Genomic DNA, 12,678 nt, shown 5'->3' with positions numbered 1-12,678 from the left:
GCCGCATCCGCGCGTCAGTACGCGAGCCGCTCGTTCATCAGCAGGAAGGCGCCCAGCCCATGCAGGTCGTTCGTGTTGCGCTTGCGGCCGAGGTAGTACGCCAGATCACCGACGTTGGTGCCCTCGCTGATGTCGGCGATGCTGGTCAGCCCGTCCGCGTCGACCGTCACCTTGTCCAGGACGCCCCGGTAGCCGCGGCGCACCGCCGCCTCGTAGGCGCCGCCGCGGATCCAGCCGTGCCCCAGGGCGGCGTGCAGCATCAGGGTGTACATGCTGGAAGCCGAGGTCTCGGTCCAGTTGCCCGGCTCGCCCGCCTTGTCCACGACCTGGAACCAGCGGCCGGTCGCCCGGTCCTGGTAGCGCAGGAACCCCTTGGCCAAGTGCCGTACGTTGCCGATGAGTTCGGCGCGGCGCGGATGCCGGGCGGGCAGCGTCTCCAGCACCTCGATGTGCGTCATCGCGGTCCAGCCGATGGCCCGCGCCCAGAAGTGGGCGGAGGTGCCGGTGGCGGGGTCGGGACTCCAGGGGGCGTCGCCGTCCGCGTCATAGGCGTGGTAGATCAGCCCGTTCGGCGCCTTGAGGTGGCGGAAGTACACCGAGAGGTTCCGGGTGACCTCCTCGTACGCGTAGCTCCTTTCCCCGTACGCGAGGCCGTACCGCAGCAGGAACGGCTGCGCCATGAAGACGCCGTCGCCCCACAGCTCGTTGCTCTTGCCGGTGGCGTGCCACATGCCGCCGTCCGCGGTGCGGGGGTAGGTGGCGAAGCGGTCACGGATCTGGTCGGCGGCCGTCCGGTAGCGTGCGTCGCCGGTCTCCCGGTGGAGCATCAGCAGCAGGTTGCCGGACTGCATGGCGTCGAGGTTGTCGAAGGTGCGGCTCATATGGCCGTCGGCGTCCACGAAGGCGTCCACCCAGCGCTTGATGTACGCCAGGTACGACGGCTCCTCGACCCGCTGGTAGACGCGGTACGCCCCCAGCAGGAACAGCCCCCGGGTGTAGCCCCAGCCGCCGAGCGAGGCCGGGTCCGGGTAGCGGGCCATGGTGGAGTCCACCACCGCCCGCGACCAGTCCGTCCGGGCGGCGTGTGCCACCCCGGTCCCCGGCAGCAGAACGCCGCCGCCGATGCCCAACGCGCTCGCGAGTACGGTCCTGCGTCTGATCATGAGTAGCTCTCTCCTCGTGTGTCAGCCCACGGAAGCGCCATGTACACGCCAAGGATAGCGGCGCACCTGCCGTACCGGGTCAAACGCGGAGGAAAGGGCCGGATCCGCATCCCCCGTCAGCAATCCGGCCACCAGCCGGCCGGTCGCGGGCGCGAGCATCAGCCCGAGCATGTTGTGGCCGGTCGCCAGCAGCACCCGGGAGTGGCCGGGCACCGGACCGATCAGCGGCAGCCCGTCGGGGGTCATCGGGCGAGGCCCCACCCACTCCTCCTGGAGGTCGTCCCAGTCGGCGTGGCGCAGATACGGGCGGGCCGCCGCGACGATGGCGTCGACGCGCCGCCGCCGGAACCGGTCGGTGTCCCGCTCGAACTCCATCGTCCCGGCGACCCGGACCCGCTTGCCCATGGGGGTGAGCACCACCTTGGCCGCGCCGAGGTGCACCAGCCGGGACGGCGGGGGCTCGGCCGCCACCGAGAAGCTGTAGCCCTTCCCCGCCACCAGGTCGATGTCCACGCCGAGCCCGCGGACCAGTTCGCGGGACCAGATGCCCGCGGCGACGACCACCGCGTCGCTCCGGTACGTCCCCGCCGAGGTCCGTACCTCGGTGCGCCCGCCCCGGTCGGTGACGGCCGACACCCGGGCGCCCTCGACCAGTTCGACGCCCTGGCGGCGCAGCCGCTCGGCGAGCCGGTCCACGAAGAGCCCGGGGTCCAGCGACCACTGGCGGTCCACCACGAAGCCCGCCCGGGCGCCGTCGGTGAGCGCGGGTTCGGTGTCCGCGAGGGCGGCCCCCGTGAGCAGCCCGCCCGCGGCGATGGGCGCGTCCAGCCGGCGGAAGGCGGTGAGCGCCTTGGCGGCGTAGCCGCGGGACGGAAAGGCGAACAGGAATCCGTCCTTGTGCGCCTCCCCGTCCACGCCGAGCGCCTCCAGTTCCTCGAAGAGCCCGAAGGTGCCCTTCGCGAGCGCGCCGAGCGCGCTCGCGCCGCGGTCGTAGTGGCGCGAGGTGGCCCGCAGCCCGAACCGCACGAGGAAGCGCAGCAGTTCGGCGTTGGTCGACGGATGGACGGCCAGGGCGCTGTCCGGGCGGTGCATCCCGCGCAGTGCGGTACCGATGACGCCGGGGGCGGCGAGCGGTTCCACCAGGTCGGGGCAGACCTCCCCGGCGTTGCCGCGGGAGGCGCCGCTGCCCAGCCGGTCGCGCTCCAGGACGGTGACCCGCAGTCCGGCGGCGCTGAGGTAGTGCGCGCACACCAGGCCGACGACTCCGCCGCCGACGATCGTCACCGATGAGGGCGGGTTGCCGAGCGAGGTCATGAAGGCTCCTTCACGGCGTGCGGCTGGGAGGTGGCCGGGGAGGCGTCGCGGCGGAGGCGGGGGCGGCCGCGCAGGTCACCGTCGCGGTCCGCCGAGCTGGCGTCGGCGAGGGACAGCCCGCTGGTCTCCGGCGCGAGCACATACGACGCGGCCCAGCCGATGGCGCAGATGACCGCGCCGAGAAGCATCGCCAGCCGGGTGCTGTGGGCGAGGATGACGGGCGCTCCCCAGGTGCCGATGGCGGCGCCGACCCGGCTGATGCCGGTGGCGAAGCCGTTGGCGGTGGCGCGCACCCCGGTCGGGAACAGCTCGGAGGGGTAGATGGCCTGCAGACACTGGCTGGAGAAGGCGGCCACGCCGAAGGCCGCGAAGAGGACGACCACGACGGCCGGTGAGGGGTGTACGAGGGCGGCGAGGACGAGCAGCGGTACGGCGGAGAGACCGAAGCTCCACAGCAGCAGGGTGCGCCGCCCCTTGTTGACCACCAGGATCCCGGACAGCGAGCCGAGGACGAAGAAGATCTGCACCACGACCGAGCCCAGGTAGGAGTCGTTGCCGTCGGCCAGTCCGAAGGAGGACAGGATGGTGGGCTCGTAGGTGGTGATGGCGTAGATGGGCAGGAGCTGGCACGCCCAGAAGACGCTGATGAAGAGGGTCCTGCGCAGATAGGCGCCGCGGAAGATGTCGCCGTAGCGGGTGCGCGAGGCGGTGTCCGCCTCCAGGTCGGCCACGCTCGCGTCCGGGCCCAGCATCTGCTTCAGCACGGCCTCGGCCTCGGCGGTACGCCCCTTGCTGAGCAGCCACCGCGGGGACTCGGGCGTACCGAAGCGCAGCAGGAGGATGAGCACGGCCGGGATGGCGCTGCTCGCGAGCATCCAGCGCCAGTTGTCGTGGCCGGAGGACATCATCGCCCAGCCGACGACGTACGCGACGGCGGCGCCGACCGACCACATGGTCACCATGATGACCAGCAGCGGGCCCCGGGAGTTGCGGGGCGCGAACTCGGAGGCGATGGTGCCCGCGATGGCGAAATCCGCGCCGATGGCGATGCCCATGAGGAAGCGCAGCACGGTGAGCTGCCATGGGTCGCTGACGAAGAACTGGGCCGCGGACAGCACGATGAACGCGGCGATGTCGAAGAGATAGACCTTCTGCCGCCCGACCCGGTCGGTGACATAGCCGAAGATCAGGCCACCGGCGAACATGCCGACCAGGGAGGCGGATCCGACGACGCCGGAGTCGAAGGAGTTGAGGTGGTAATCGGCGGTGAGCAGCGGAAGCGCGACGCCGATGATGCTGAGGATGTAGCCGTCGCAGAACTCGCCGCCGCCCGCGTAGAGCGTGATGAGCCAGTGGGTGCGGGTCGGACGGGACTTTTCAAGGGAAGCTGTACTCATATGGGCCGTCTCCGGAGGAAGTGCTCCTGGGGAGGAGGAGGACGGGTGGCCGGGCGGTCGCGAGGCGCCCGGTACTGATGTCGGAAGACGGTAGGCACCGCCGGGCACATGGTCATCGTGCGAGGCGTACGTACCCCTCCGCACTCTGGCGGTTTCACTTGTACGATCCGCCCATGGACCCTCTCGGCGGCCACCCCGTCCTGACCCCGCAGCTGGCTCAGGAGATCGCCCATGACATCGGCCGGATCACCGGCTTCAATGTGCTGATCACCGATCCCGGGGCGGTCGTCATCGGCTGCGGCGACCCCGCGCGCATCGGCACCGTCCATGAGGCGTCGCTGGAGGTGCTGCGCACCGGACGGCCCGCCACCCACACCGCCGGGCAGGCCAGGCGGATGCGCGGGGTGCGGCCCGGGATGAGCCTGCCGATCACCGTCGGGGAGGAGGTGATCGGCACGGTCTGCCTGACCGGAGGGCCGGATGAGGTGCACCGCTTCGGCCTGGTGGTGCAGCGGCAGGCCGAGATCCTGCTGGAGGAGGCGGCGCTGCTGCGCTCGCGGATGCTCCATGAGCGGGCGGTCGACGACTTCGTACGGGACGTCGCGCTCTACGACCCCGAGGTGGTCGACGCCGGGGCGGTGGACGCCCGGGCGGTGGAACTGGGCCTGGCCCCCGGGGCGGCCCGGGCGGCGCTGCTGCTGGAGGTGCGCGCGGCCGACGAGGGCGCGGCGGCGGTCTCCCGGATCACGGTGCTGCGGACCGTACGGGAGGTGTTCCGGGACCGGCAGGACGTGGCGGGCGAGCAGACGGCGGGGCGGTATGTCGTACTGGCGGCGGCACATGGGGAGCGGACGGCCCCGGGACGGCTCGCCGACGCCTGCGGCCAGCTGCTCTCGCTGCTGCGCGACCGGCACGGTCTGGGCGGGCGGATGGCCGTCGGCGAGCCCGGCACGGGCACCACCGGGATGCACCACTCCTACCGGGACGCGGCCACCGCGCTGCGCACCGGACCGGCCGTCTTCCCCGGCGACCGCGTCTTCACCGCCGCCGAGCTGCGGATACCGCATCTGCTGGGATCCGCGCCGCGCCACGGCCGGGCCCGCTTCACCCACGCCGTACTGGGGGATCTGCGCGAGCAGCCGGACTGGCCGACGCTGCGGGAGACGCTGATCGGCTGGGCGGAAGGCGGGTTTCATCTGGTGCGGTGCGCGGAACAGCTGCACATCCACCGGAACACGCTCCTGTACCGGCTGGAGAAGATCGGGAAGCTGTCGGGGAAACAGGTGCGGGAGCCCGCCCGGGCCATCGAGATGTATCTCGCCTGCCTGACCGACATCCTCCAGGAGAACACGGCCCCCACGAGGGAGCGCTGAGCACACCCGCCACGACAGGCTAAGGTAAGGCTTACCTGAGCCCCCTGGAGTTGTCGTGCGCACCCCCCGTCTCTTCCCCCTGCTCGCCGCCGCCCTGGCCGCGACCGTCCTCACCGGCTGCGGCCCCGCGCAGTCCGCGGACTCGTCCTCGGCGTCCACGCCGCGGCCCGGCGCCCGGCAGGCGGACGGCTCCTTCCCCCGCACCGTCGCCCATGAGCTCGGCAGCACACCGGTCAAGGCGAAGCCGAAGCGCATCGCGGTCATCAGCACCGGACAGCTCGACGATCTGCTCACCCTCGGCCTCGTGCCCGCCGCCACCACCCGCGCCGACAACGCCGGACTGGTCCCGGACTATCTGCGCGACGCCTTCCCCGGCAAGGCGAAGGCGCTCGCGAAGATGACGGACATCGGCACCCGCAACTCCCCCGCCATGGAGAAGCTCGCGGCGGCCAAGCCCGATCTGATCCTCGTCAACAGCACCCAGGGCGACCTGTACCCCACCCTGTCGGCCATCGCCCCGACCGTCGTCACCAAGGGCCGCGGGGTCAACTGGAAGAAGGACCTGCTGACCGTCGCGGACGCGGTCGGCGAGCGGGACCGGGCGCGGACGCTCGTCGGCCGCTTCGAGAAGGACGCCGCACGGCAGGGCGGGAAGCTGGGCGGAAAGGACACCGAGCTGTCCATGGTGCGGTTCAACCCGGACCGGGTCCGGATGTTCGGCGGGAAGTCCTTCACCGGCACCATCGCCGACGACATGGGGCTCGGCCGCCCGAAGTCGCAAGCCTTCGACGACATATCGCAGGATCTGAGCGGTGAGCGGATCCCCGAGATGGACGGCGACTGGATCTTCTACTCCATCCAGGGACGGCCCGGGAAGACGGACGCGGGTGCCTATCTCTCCAATCCCCTGTGGAAGAAGCTCGACGCGGTGCGCGCCGGACACGCCGTCACGGTGGACGACGACCCCTGGTACCTCAACGCCGGGCCGACCGCCGCGCGTGTCGTCCTGCGCGACATCACCGAGCACCTGGGCCGCCGCTGAGGCGGACCCGGACCTTCGCGACGGTTATGGGGAAGGCATATCCCACCGTCACACCCCGTATGCGATCGGGACAATCCGTCACCATAATGCCCTCCGCAGGCAATAGTCTCGGCGTAGAGGCCGCGGCGGAGGAGGTAGCCCATGGGGACGGGCGATCGCGAACAGGCACAGGCACGGGCGCGGCAGGAGGCCGACCGGCTCACCGCGCAGGGCATCCATGGCATCGCGCTGACCTGGGTGGACAACGCGGGACTCACCCGGGTCAAGTCCGTGCCCACCGGGCGGCTCGCCCACAGCGCCCGGCGTGGCGTCGGGATGTCCCCCGTCTTCGATGTGTATCTCGTGGACGACTCCATGACGACGAGCCCTCATATCGGCGGGCCCGACGGCGATCTGCGGCTCTTCCCCGATCTCGACCGGCTCACGGTGCTGGCCGCCCAGCCCGGCTGGGCCTGGGCACCGGTCGACCGCTACGCCCAGTCCGGCCTGGAACACCCCGCCTGTCAGCGGCTGTTCGCCCGCCGGATGACCGAGCGGGCGCGGGGGCGGGGGATCGCGCTGCGCATGGGGTTCGAGACGGAGTGGGTCGTCACCAGGGACGGCACCGGCGCGTCGCACCCCGCCCGCGACACGCCCGGCCCTCACCCGCACTACGCCGGTACGGGCCCGGCCTACGCCGGTACGGGCCCCGCCTACGCCGGTACGGGCCCCGCCTACGCCGGTACGGGCCCCGCCTACGCCGGTACGGGCCCGGCCTATGGCATGGCGCGCCTGGTCGACCTCTCCGGCTACCTCGCCGACGTGCTCGACACGCTGCACACCCAGGGCGTGGAGGTGCTGCAGCTCCATCCGGAGTACGCGGCCGGGCAGTTCGAGGTGTCCGTGGCGCCCGCGGACCCGGTGGGCGCCGCCGATCTCGCCGTCCTCGTCCGCGAGACGATTCGCGGGGTGTCGGCACGGCACGGGCTGACCCCGCTGTTCGGCCCGGTGGCTGAGGCAGGCACCGTCGGCAACGGCGGCCATCTGCATCTGAGTCTGTGGCAGGGCGACCGCGATCTGTGCCGGGACGGGGACGGACCGCACGGCATGACCGCGACCAGCGAGGCGTTCCTCGCCGGAGTGCTGCGCGCCCTGCCAGCCCTGCTCGCCCTCGGCGCCCCCTCCCCCGCGAGCTACCTGCGGCTCGAACCCTCCCGCTGGGCCGGGGCGTACCAGTGCTGGGGGCTGGAGAACCGCGAGGCCGCGCTGCGCTTCATCACCGGCGCCCCGGACGACCCGGGCGCCGCCAACGCCGAGGTGAAGTGTTTCGACCCGGCCGCCAACCCCTATCTGGTGACGGGCGCGGTCATCGCCGCCGGGCTCGCCGGGCTCGACGCCGGGCTCACCCTGCCCCCACCGGTGTCCGGCGACCCGGCGGAGACGGGCCGGGAGCGGCGGCTGCCCACCTCGCTGCTCGCCGCGCTGGAGCACTTCGAGGACTCGGGCGTACTGCGCGAGGCGCTGGGCGATCCGCTCTTCGAGGCCGTCGCCGCCGTACGCCGCGCCGAGGCGGCGCTGTTCGAGAAGGCCACCCCGCAGGAGATCGCGGCCGCGACCCGGGGACGGTACTGAACGATGCACTCCGCCGAGGGGACGGCGCCGACCGGGCCGTCCGCGCCGTCGCTGGTGGACCACCACTGTCATGGGGTGGCCCGCCGCGAACTGGACGCCGCCGCGTTCGAGGCGTTCCTGAGCGAGTCCGACGCGCCCGCCGCGCTCGGCACCACCTTCTTCGACAGCCAGTTGGGCTTCGCGGTGCGCCGATGGTGCCCGCCGCTGCTCGGGCTGGAGCCGCACTGCCCGCCCGCCCGCTACCTCGCCCGGCGGCGGGAGCTGGGGACGCGGGAGGTCAACCGGCGGCTGCTGAGCGCCGCCGGGATCACCGAATTCCTCGTCGACACCGGCCTCCCCGGCGATCTCACCACCCCGGACGAGCTCGCAGCGGCGGCCGGGGGCACCGCCCACGAGATCGTCCGGCTGGAACACCTCGCGGAGCGGACCGCCGACACCTCGCGCAGCGCCGACGACTTCCTTGCCGGGCTCGCCGACGGGATCCGGGAGGCCGCCCGTACCGCCGCGGGCTTCAAATCGGTGGCCGCCTACCGCTACGGGCTCCACTTCGAGCCCGACCCGCCAGCCCCCACCGCCGTGCACACCGCGGCCGAGCGCTGGCTCGCCCTCCGTGCCGAGGGCGGCGCGCGCGCCGCCCGGGTGACCGACCCCGTGCTGCTGCGCCATCTGCTGTGGTCCGCGGCCCACACCGGGCTGCCGCTCCAGCTGCACACCGGCTTCGGCGATCCGGATCTGCGGCTGGACCGCTGCGATCCGCTGGCGCTCACCGACTTCATCCGCGCCGTACGCCCCACCGGCTGCTCGCTGATCCTGCTGCACGGCTATCCGTACCACCGCGGCGCGGCCTACCTCGCCGCCGTCTTCCCGCACGTCTACGCCGATGTCGGCCTGTCCCTGACCCACACCGGGGCGCGGGCCGGGGCGGTGCTCGCCGAGATGCTGGAGCTGGCCCCCTTCGGCAAGGTGCTCTTCTCCACCGACGCCTACGGACTGCCCGAGCTGTACGTGGTGGGCGCGCGGCTGTTCCAGGAGTCGCTGTCCGGGCTGCTGGAGCAGTGGGTGCGCGAGGGCGCGTGGTCGAGCGGCGACGCCGGGCGGGTAGCGGCGCTCCTCGGCGCGGACAACGCGCGCCGAGTGTACGGGCTCGGCAGCACAATCACCCGTGATCATTAGCCTTGGCCGCAAAATCCCCGGTTCTCGGGGCGCTCGGCCATAGTTTTCGCCACGATGGTGGGATGGACGAAGACCAATTCCTGGAGCGCGCCGAGCAGTTCGCGCTCCATCTGACCGAGCTTCAGTCGCGCCTCGACCCCGCGTCGTACGATCTGCTGCTGCGCATCCTGCACGGCATCAACGACGCCATCGTGGGCCGGTCCTCGGGCTCCACCGGTATCAACGTGCCGTTCACCGCGCACGACCGGGACCTGTTCACCCCCGCGCTCGGGCGGGAGCTGGCCCAGCTGACCAGTCTGCTGGGGCCGCACGGGCTGCAGTTGGTGGTCGACCTCGGCCATCAGCAGGAGCACGACCGGCGCGAGGTCGAGGCGATAGCCCGGGCCAGCGGCATGGATCCCGGGGGCGCGTGAGCGCTTACCGGCGGGTACGGTTCGGCGTGGGGGAATCGCGCGTGTGACGACGCGCAGGTCACCGTCCCTGTCATGGCAGCGTCGCCGGAGGAGAACGCATGCGGATCAGCGGCACCACCGTCCTGCTCACCGGAGCCACCGGGGGCATCGGGCAGACCCTCGCCCGGGCTCTCGCCGCCAAGGGCGCCAAGCTGCTGCTCACCGGGCGCCGCGAGGAGGTGCTTCGGCCGCTGGCCGAGCGGCTCGGCGCCCGTCCGATCGTGGCCGACCTGGCCGACCGGTCCGATGTGGAGCGGCTCGCCGAGGAGGCGGAGGCGGCGGACACCCGCATCCTCATCGCCAACGCCGCGCTGCCCTCCAGCGGTGACGTCCTGGGCTGCGACACCGACCACCTCGACCGCGCCCTCGACGTCAATCTGCGCGCCCCGCTGCTGCTGTCCCGGCTGATGGCACCGCGGATGGTGGCCGCGGGGTCCGGGCAGCTGGTGATGATCGGCTCGCTGTCGGGCCGTACCGCCTCCCCCGGCGCCGCGCTCTACAACGCGGCCAAGTTCGGGCTGCGCGGCTTCGCGCTCGGGCTTCGGCAGGACCTGCACGGCACGGGCGTCGGGGTCACGCTGGTGCAGCCCGGGTTCGTCGGTGACGCCGGGATGTTCGCCGACTCCGGCGCGTCCACGCCTCCCGGTGTACGTACGATCACCACCCGCCGGGTGGCGGCCGCCACCGTCCGCGCGATCGAGCGGAACCGGGCCGAGGTGAACGTGGCCCCGCTGGAACTGCGCTTCGGCAGCGCGCTCGGCGGCCTCTTCCCCACCCTCGCCGAGCGCGCCCAGCGCCAGGCGGGCGCCGGGCAGACGTCCCGGCAACTCGCCGAGGGACAGCGCGACAAACGCTGAGCACGCCGTGGTGTAGGTTCGGTCGACCCCACCGGGTGTTCGAGCGAGGGAGCGGGTTATGCGTGCTGTGGTGTTCGACGACTTCGGGCGCAGGCCCGAGATACGGACCGTCGAGGATCCCACCCCCTCCCGGCGCGGTGCGGTCATCCGCGTCGAGGCCACCGGGCTGTGCCGCAGCGACTGGCACGGCTGGATGGGCCACGACCCGGACATCCGGCTGCCGCACGTCCCCGGCCATGAACTCGCGGGCACGGTCGAGGAGGTCGGCCCCGACGTGCTGAACTGGCGCCCCGGCCGCCGGGTCACCGTGCCGTTCGTCTGCGCCTGCGGGCGCTGCGCCGCGTGCGCGGAGGGCGCCCAGCAGGTGTGCGAGCGGCAGACGCAGCCGGGCTTCACCCACTGGGGGTCGTTCGCCGAATACGTCGCGGTCGAGAACGCCGACGTCAACCTCGTCGGCATCCGCAACGAACTGCCCTTCACCACCGCCGCCTCGCTCGGCTGCCGCTTCGCGACCGCCTTCCGGGCAGTGGTGACCCAGGGCCGGGTCACCCCGGGCGAATGGGTCGCGGTGCACGGATGCGGCGGGGTCGGACTGTCCGCCATCATGATCGCGGCGGCCTGCGGGGCGCGGGTCGTCGCGGTCGACATCTCCGCCCGGGCCCTCGCCCTGGCCTCCCGCTTCGGCGCGGCGGTCTGCGTGGACGCGTCCTCCACCATGGGCTCGGTGGCCGAGGCCGTCGCGGACGCGACGGGCGGCGGCGCCCATGTCTCCGTGGACGCCCTGGGGTCCCCCCGTACGTGCGCGGCCTCGGTGGGCAGCCTGCGCCGCCACGGCCGTCACGTCCAGATCGGCCTGCTGCCCCCGGCCGCCGGAAAGCCGATGCTCCCGATGGACCGGGTCATCGCCCTCGAACTCCAGCTGCTGGGCAGCCATGGCATGGCCGCCCATGCGTACGGGCCGATGATGGAGATGGTCGACGCCGGGACACTGCGGCCGGATCTGCTGGTCACCGACGTCATAGGGCTGGACGCCGTCCCCGAGGCCCTGTCCACGCTGCCATCGGCGGCCAGGGGCGGAGTGACGGTCATAGAGCCCCACCGCGGCCCGTCGTCCGGCCGCTGACGCAACGGCGAACTCCGGCCGATCACTTGGCCGTTGACCCCGCGGCGGTGCCGACCACAGCCGCAGGCTCTCCCGGTCCGGCTCCAGCAGCGCGGCCAGCGCCGCGCGCGGTGCGGCGAGCGCCATCGCCTCCAGATGGGCGACGGCGTCGTCGGGGCGCGTGGCCTCGGCCACGCGGGCGGCCTCAAAACGCGCTCACGCCGGTGAGTTCGCTGGACAGGTCCCATAGCCGCGAGGCCGTCTCGGGGTCGGTGGCCCAGGGCTTCACCCCGCCGATGAGCATGTCGTCGGTGGTGGCGGGCTCGGCGATGTCGCAGTCCTGGCAGTACGCGCCGCCGTGGGCGTCGAGCAGGGGCGAGGTCGCGGCCCAGACGGCCGTCGCCGCGCCCTGCCGCGGCGTCTTGAAGCCATCGGCCGGTTCGCCGTCCGGCGTCACCCAGCCAAGACCGAGCCAGTCCTCGCGCGGGATGTGGCGCTGGAGCGGGGTGAGGATGCTGCCGGGGTGTACGGCGTAGGCGTGCAGGCCGCTGTCCGCGCCGAGGCGGTCGAGGTGCAGGGCGAACAGGGCGTTCGCGGTCTTGGACTGGGCGTAGGCGAGCCAGCGGTCGTAGCCGGTGCGGAAGTGCGGGTCCGCCCAGCGGATGTCGCTCAGGAAGTGGCCGGACGACGCCACGGACACCACGCGGGCGCCGGGGGCGAGGGCGGGGCGGAGGCGGCCCACGAGCGCGAAGTGTCCCAGGTGGTTGACGGCGAAGTGGGCCTCCCAGCCCGGACCGACGCGGGTCTCCGGACACGCCATCACACCGGCGCCGTTGATGACGATGCCGAGCGTGCGACCGGTGTCGAGGAAGCGGTCGGCGAACGCGCGCACGCTCTCCAGATCGCCCAGGTCGAGCGCGCCGACCTCCGCCCCCGGCGTGCCTCGCAGGGCGTCCCGGGCGGTGTCGGTCCGCCGGGCCGGGACGATGACGCGCGCCCCGGCGCGGGCCAGGGCCCGGGTGGTTTCCAGGCCGAGCCCGGAGTATCCGCCGGTGACCAGGGCGGTGGTGCCGGTCAGGTCGGCCCCGGCGAGAACGTCGTCGGCGGTGCTGTGCGCACCGTATCCGGAGGGGAGCTTCCGCTGTTTCGTGATCATGCGGAGGACGCTAAAACCTGGACCGCGCGCTAGGTCAA

Annotated in this window: 11 protein-coding genes; 7 read left to right on the top strand and 4 right to left on the bottom strand. The window is 72.7% G+C overall.

Features of this window, described 5'->3' with window-relative positions; genetic code table 11:
• Window positions 1-14: 14 nt before the first annotated feature.
• From ACZ59A_RS24540 to ACZ59A_RS24530, 3 genes are read right to left on the bottom strand one after another with little or no spacing between them, the layout of a single operon-like run.
• Window positions 15-1,163, bottom strand: coding sequence for a glycoside hydrolase family 88/105 protein (locus tag ACZ59A_RS24540; protein WP_470961965.1), 1,149 nt, complete (start codon window positions 1,161-1,163; stop codon window positions 15-17).
• 21 nt (window positions 1,164-1,184) lie between these two features.
• Window positions 1,185-2,477 carry an NAD(P)/FAD-dependent oxidoreductase gene (locus tag ACZ59A_RS24535; protein WP_470961962.1) on the bottom strand — a complete coding sequence of 431 codons (1,293 nt, stop codon included), beginning with the start codon at window positions 2,475-2,477 and terminating at the stop codon, window positions 1,185-1,187.
• Entirely contained in the window at window positions 2,474-3,874 is a 1,401-nt protein-coding gene (locus ACZ59A_RS24530) for an MFS transporter (RefSeq protein ID WP_470961959.1), read from the bottom strand. The genes ACZ59A_RS24535 and ACZ59A_RS24530 overlap by 4 nt, the downstream gene beginning before the upstream one ends.
• A 173-nt stretch (window positions 3,875-4,047) precedes the next feature.
• Between ACZ59A_RS24530 and ACZ59A_RS24525 the strand changes: the two genes are divergently transcribed.
• The 7 genes from ACZ59A_RS24525 (at window position 4,048) to ACZ59A_RS24495 (ending at window position 11,505) form a co-directional block, all read left to right on the top strand.
• Window positions 4,048-5,247, top strand: a complete 1,200-nt coding sequence (locus tag ACZ59A_RS24525; protein WP_470961956.1) for a CdaR family transcriptional regulator — start codon at window positions 4,048-4,050, stop codon at window positions 5,245-5,247.
• A gap of 55 nt (window positions 5,248-5,302) precedes the next feature.
• Window positions 5,303-6,289 carry an ABC transporter substrate-binding protein gene (locus ACZ59A_RS24520; protein WP_470961953.1) on the top strand — a complete coding sequence of 329 codons (987 nt, stop codon included), beginning with the start codon at window positions 5,303-5,305 and terminating at the stop codon, window positions 6,287-6,289.
• A 141-nt stretch (window positions 6,290-6,430) separates the two neighbouring features.
• Window positions 6,431-7,900: a type I glutamate--ammonia ligase gene (locus tag ACZ59A_RS24515; RefSeq protein WP_470961950.1), complete on the top strand. Its 1,470-nt coding sequence runs from the start codon at window positions 6,431-6,433 to the stop codon at window positions 7,898-7,900.
• Window positions 7,901-7,903: 3 nt separating this feature from the next.
• Window positions 7,904-9,073, top strand: a complete 1,170-nt coding sequence (locus ACZ59A_RS24510) for an amidohydrolase family protein (RefSeq protein ID WP_470961947.1) — start codon at window positions 7,904-7,906, stop codon at window positions 9,071-9,073.
• 62 nt (window positions 9,074-9,135) lie between these two features.
• Entirely contained in the window at window positions 9,136-9,486 is a 351-nt protein-coding gene (locus tag ACZ59A_RS24505) for a hypothetical protein (protein ID WP_468044173.1), read from the top strand.
• A 98-nt stretch (window positions 9,487-9,584) separates the two neighbouring features.
• On the top strand, window positions 9,585-10,382 hold the full coding sequence (locus tag ACZ59A_RS24500; protein ID WP_470961944.1) for an SDR family NAD(P)-dependent oxidoreductase: 798 nt from the start codon (window positions 9,585-9,587) through the stop codon (window positions 10,380-10,382).
• Window positions 10,383-10,440: 58 nt separating this feature from the next.
• Window positions 10,441-11,505 (top strand): zinc-dependent alcohol dehydrogenase family protein, encoded by a 1,065-nt coding sequence (locus ACZ59A_RS24495; RefSeq protein WP_470961941.1) that lies wholly within the window; start codon window positions 10,441-10,443, stop codon window positions 11,503-11,505.
• A 184-nt stretch (window positions 11,506-11,689) separates the two neighbouring features.
• On the opposite strand, the gene ACZ59A_RS24490 is transcribed toward ACZ59A_RS24495, so the two are convergent.
• Window positions 11,690-12,640, bottom strand: coding sequence for an SDR family NAD(P)-dependent oxidoreductase (locus tag ACZ59A_RS24490; RefSeq protein WP_470961938.1), 951 nt, complete (start codon window positions 12,638-12,640; stop codon window positions 11,690-11,692).
• Window positions 12,641-12,678: the final 38 nt, after the last annotated feature.

The organism is Streptomyces sp. NPDC040405 (assembly GCF_055595765.1).
This window is presented reverse-complemented; position numbering and strand designations above follow the sequence as displayed.

Coding starts and splice junctions, on each gene's coding strand:
- ACZ59A_RS24505 (WP_468044173.1), top strand. CDS start 9,136: ATGGACGAAGACCAATTCCTGGAGCGCGCCGAGCAGTTCGCGCTCCAT.
- ACZ59A_RS24540 (WP_470961965.1), bottom strand. CDS start 1,163: ATGATCAGACGCAGGACCGTACTCGCGAGCGCGTTGGGCATCGGCGGC.
- ACZ59A_RS24530 (WP_470961959.1), bottom strand. CDS start 3,874: ATGAGTACAGCTTCCCTTGAAAAGTCCCGTCCGACCCGCACCCACTGG.
- ACZ59A_RS24535 (WP_470961962.1), bottom strand. CDS start 2,477: ATGACCTCGCTCGGCAACCCGCCCTCATCGGTGACGATCGTCGGCGGC.
- ACZ59A_RS24495 (WP_470961941.1), top strand. CDS start 10,441: ATGCGTGCTGTGGTGTTCGACGACTTCGGGCGCAGGCCCGAGATACGG.
- ACZ59A_RS24515 (WP_470961950.1), top strand. CDS start 6,431: ATGGGGACGGGCGATCGCGAACAGGCACAGGCACGGGCGCGGCAGGAG.
- ACZ59A_RS24490 (WP_470961938.1), bottom strand. CDS start 12,640: ATGATCACGAAACAGCGGAAGCTCCCCTCCGGATACGGTGCGCACAGC.
- ACZ59A_RS24500 (WP_470961944.1), top strand. CDS start 9,585: ATGCGGATCAGCGGCACCACCGTCCTGCTCACCGGAGCCACCGGGGGC.
- ACZ59A_RS24525 (WP_470961956.1), top strand. CDS start 4,048: ATGGACCCTCTCGGCGGCCACCCCGTCCTGACCCCGCAGCTGGCTCAG.
- ACZ59A_RS24510 (WP_470961947.1), top strand. CDS start 7,904: ATGCACTCCGCCGAGGGGACGGCGCCGACCGGGCCGTCCGCGCCGTCG.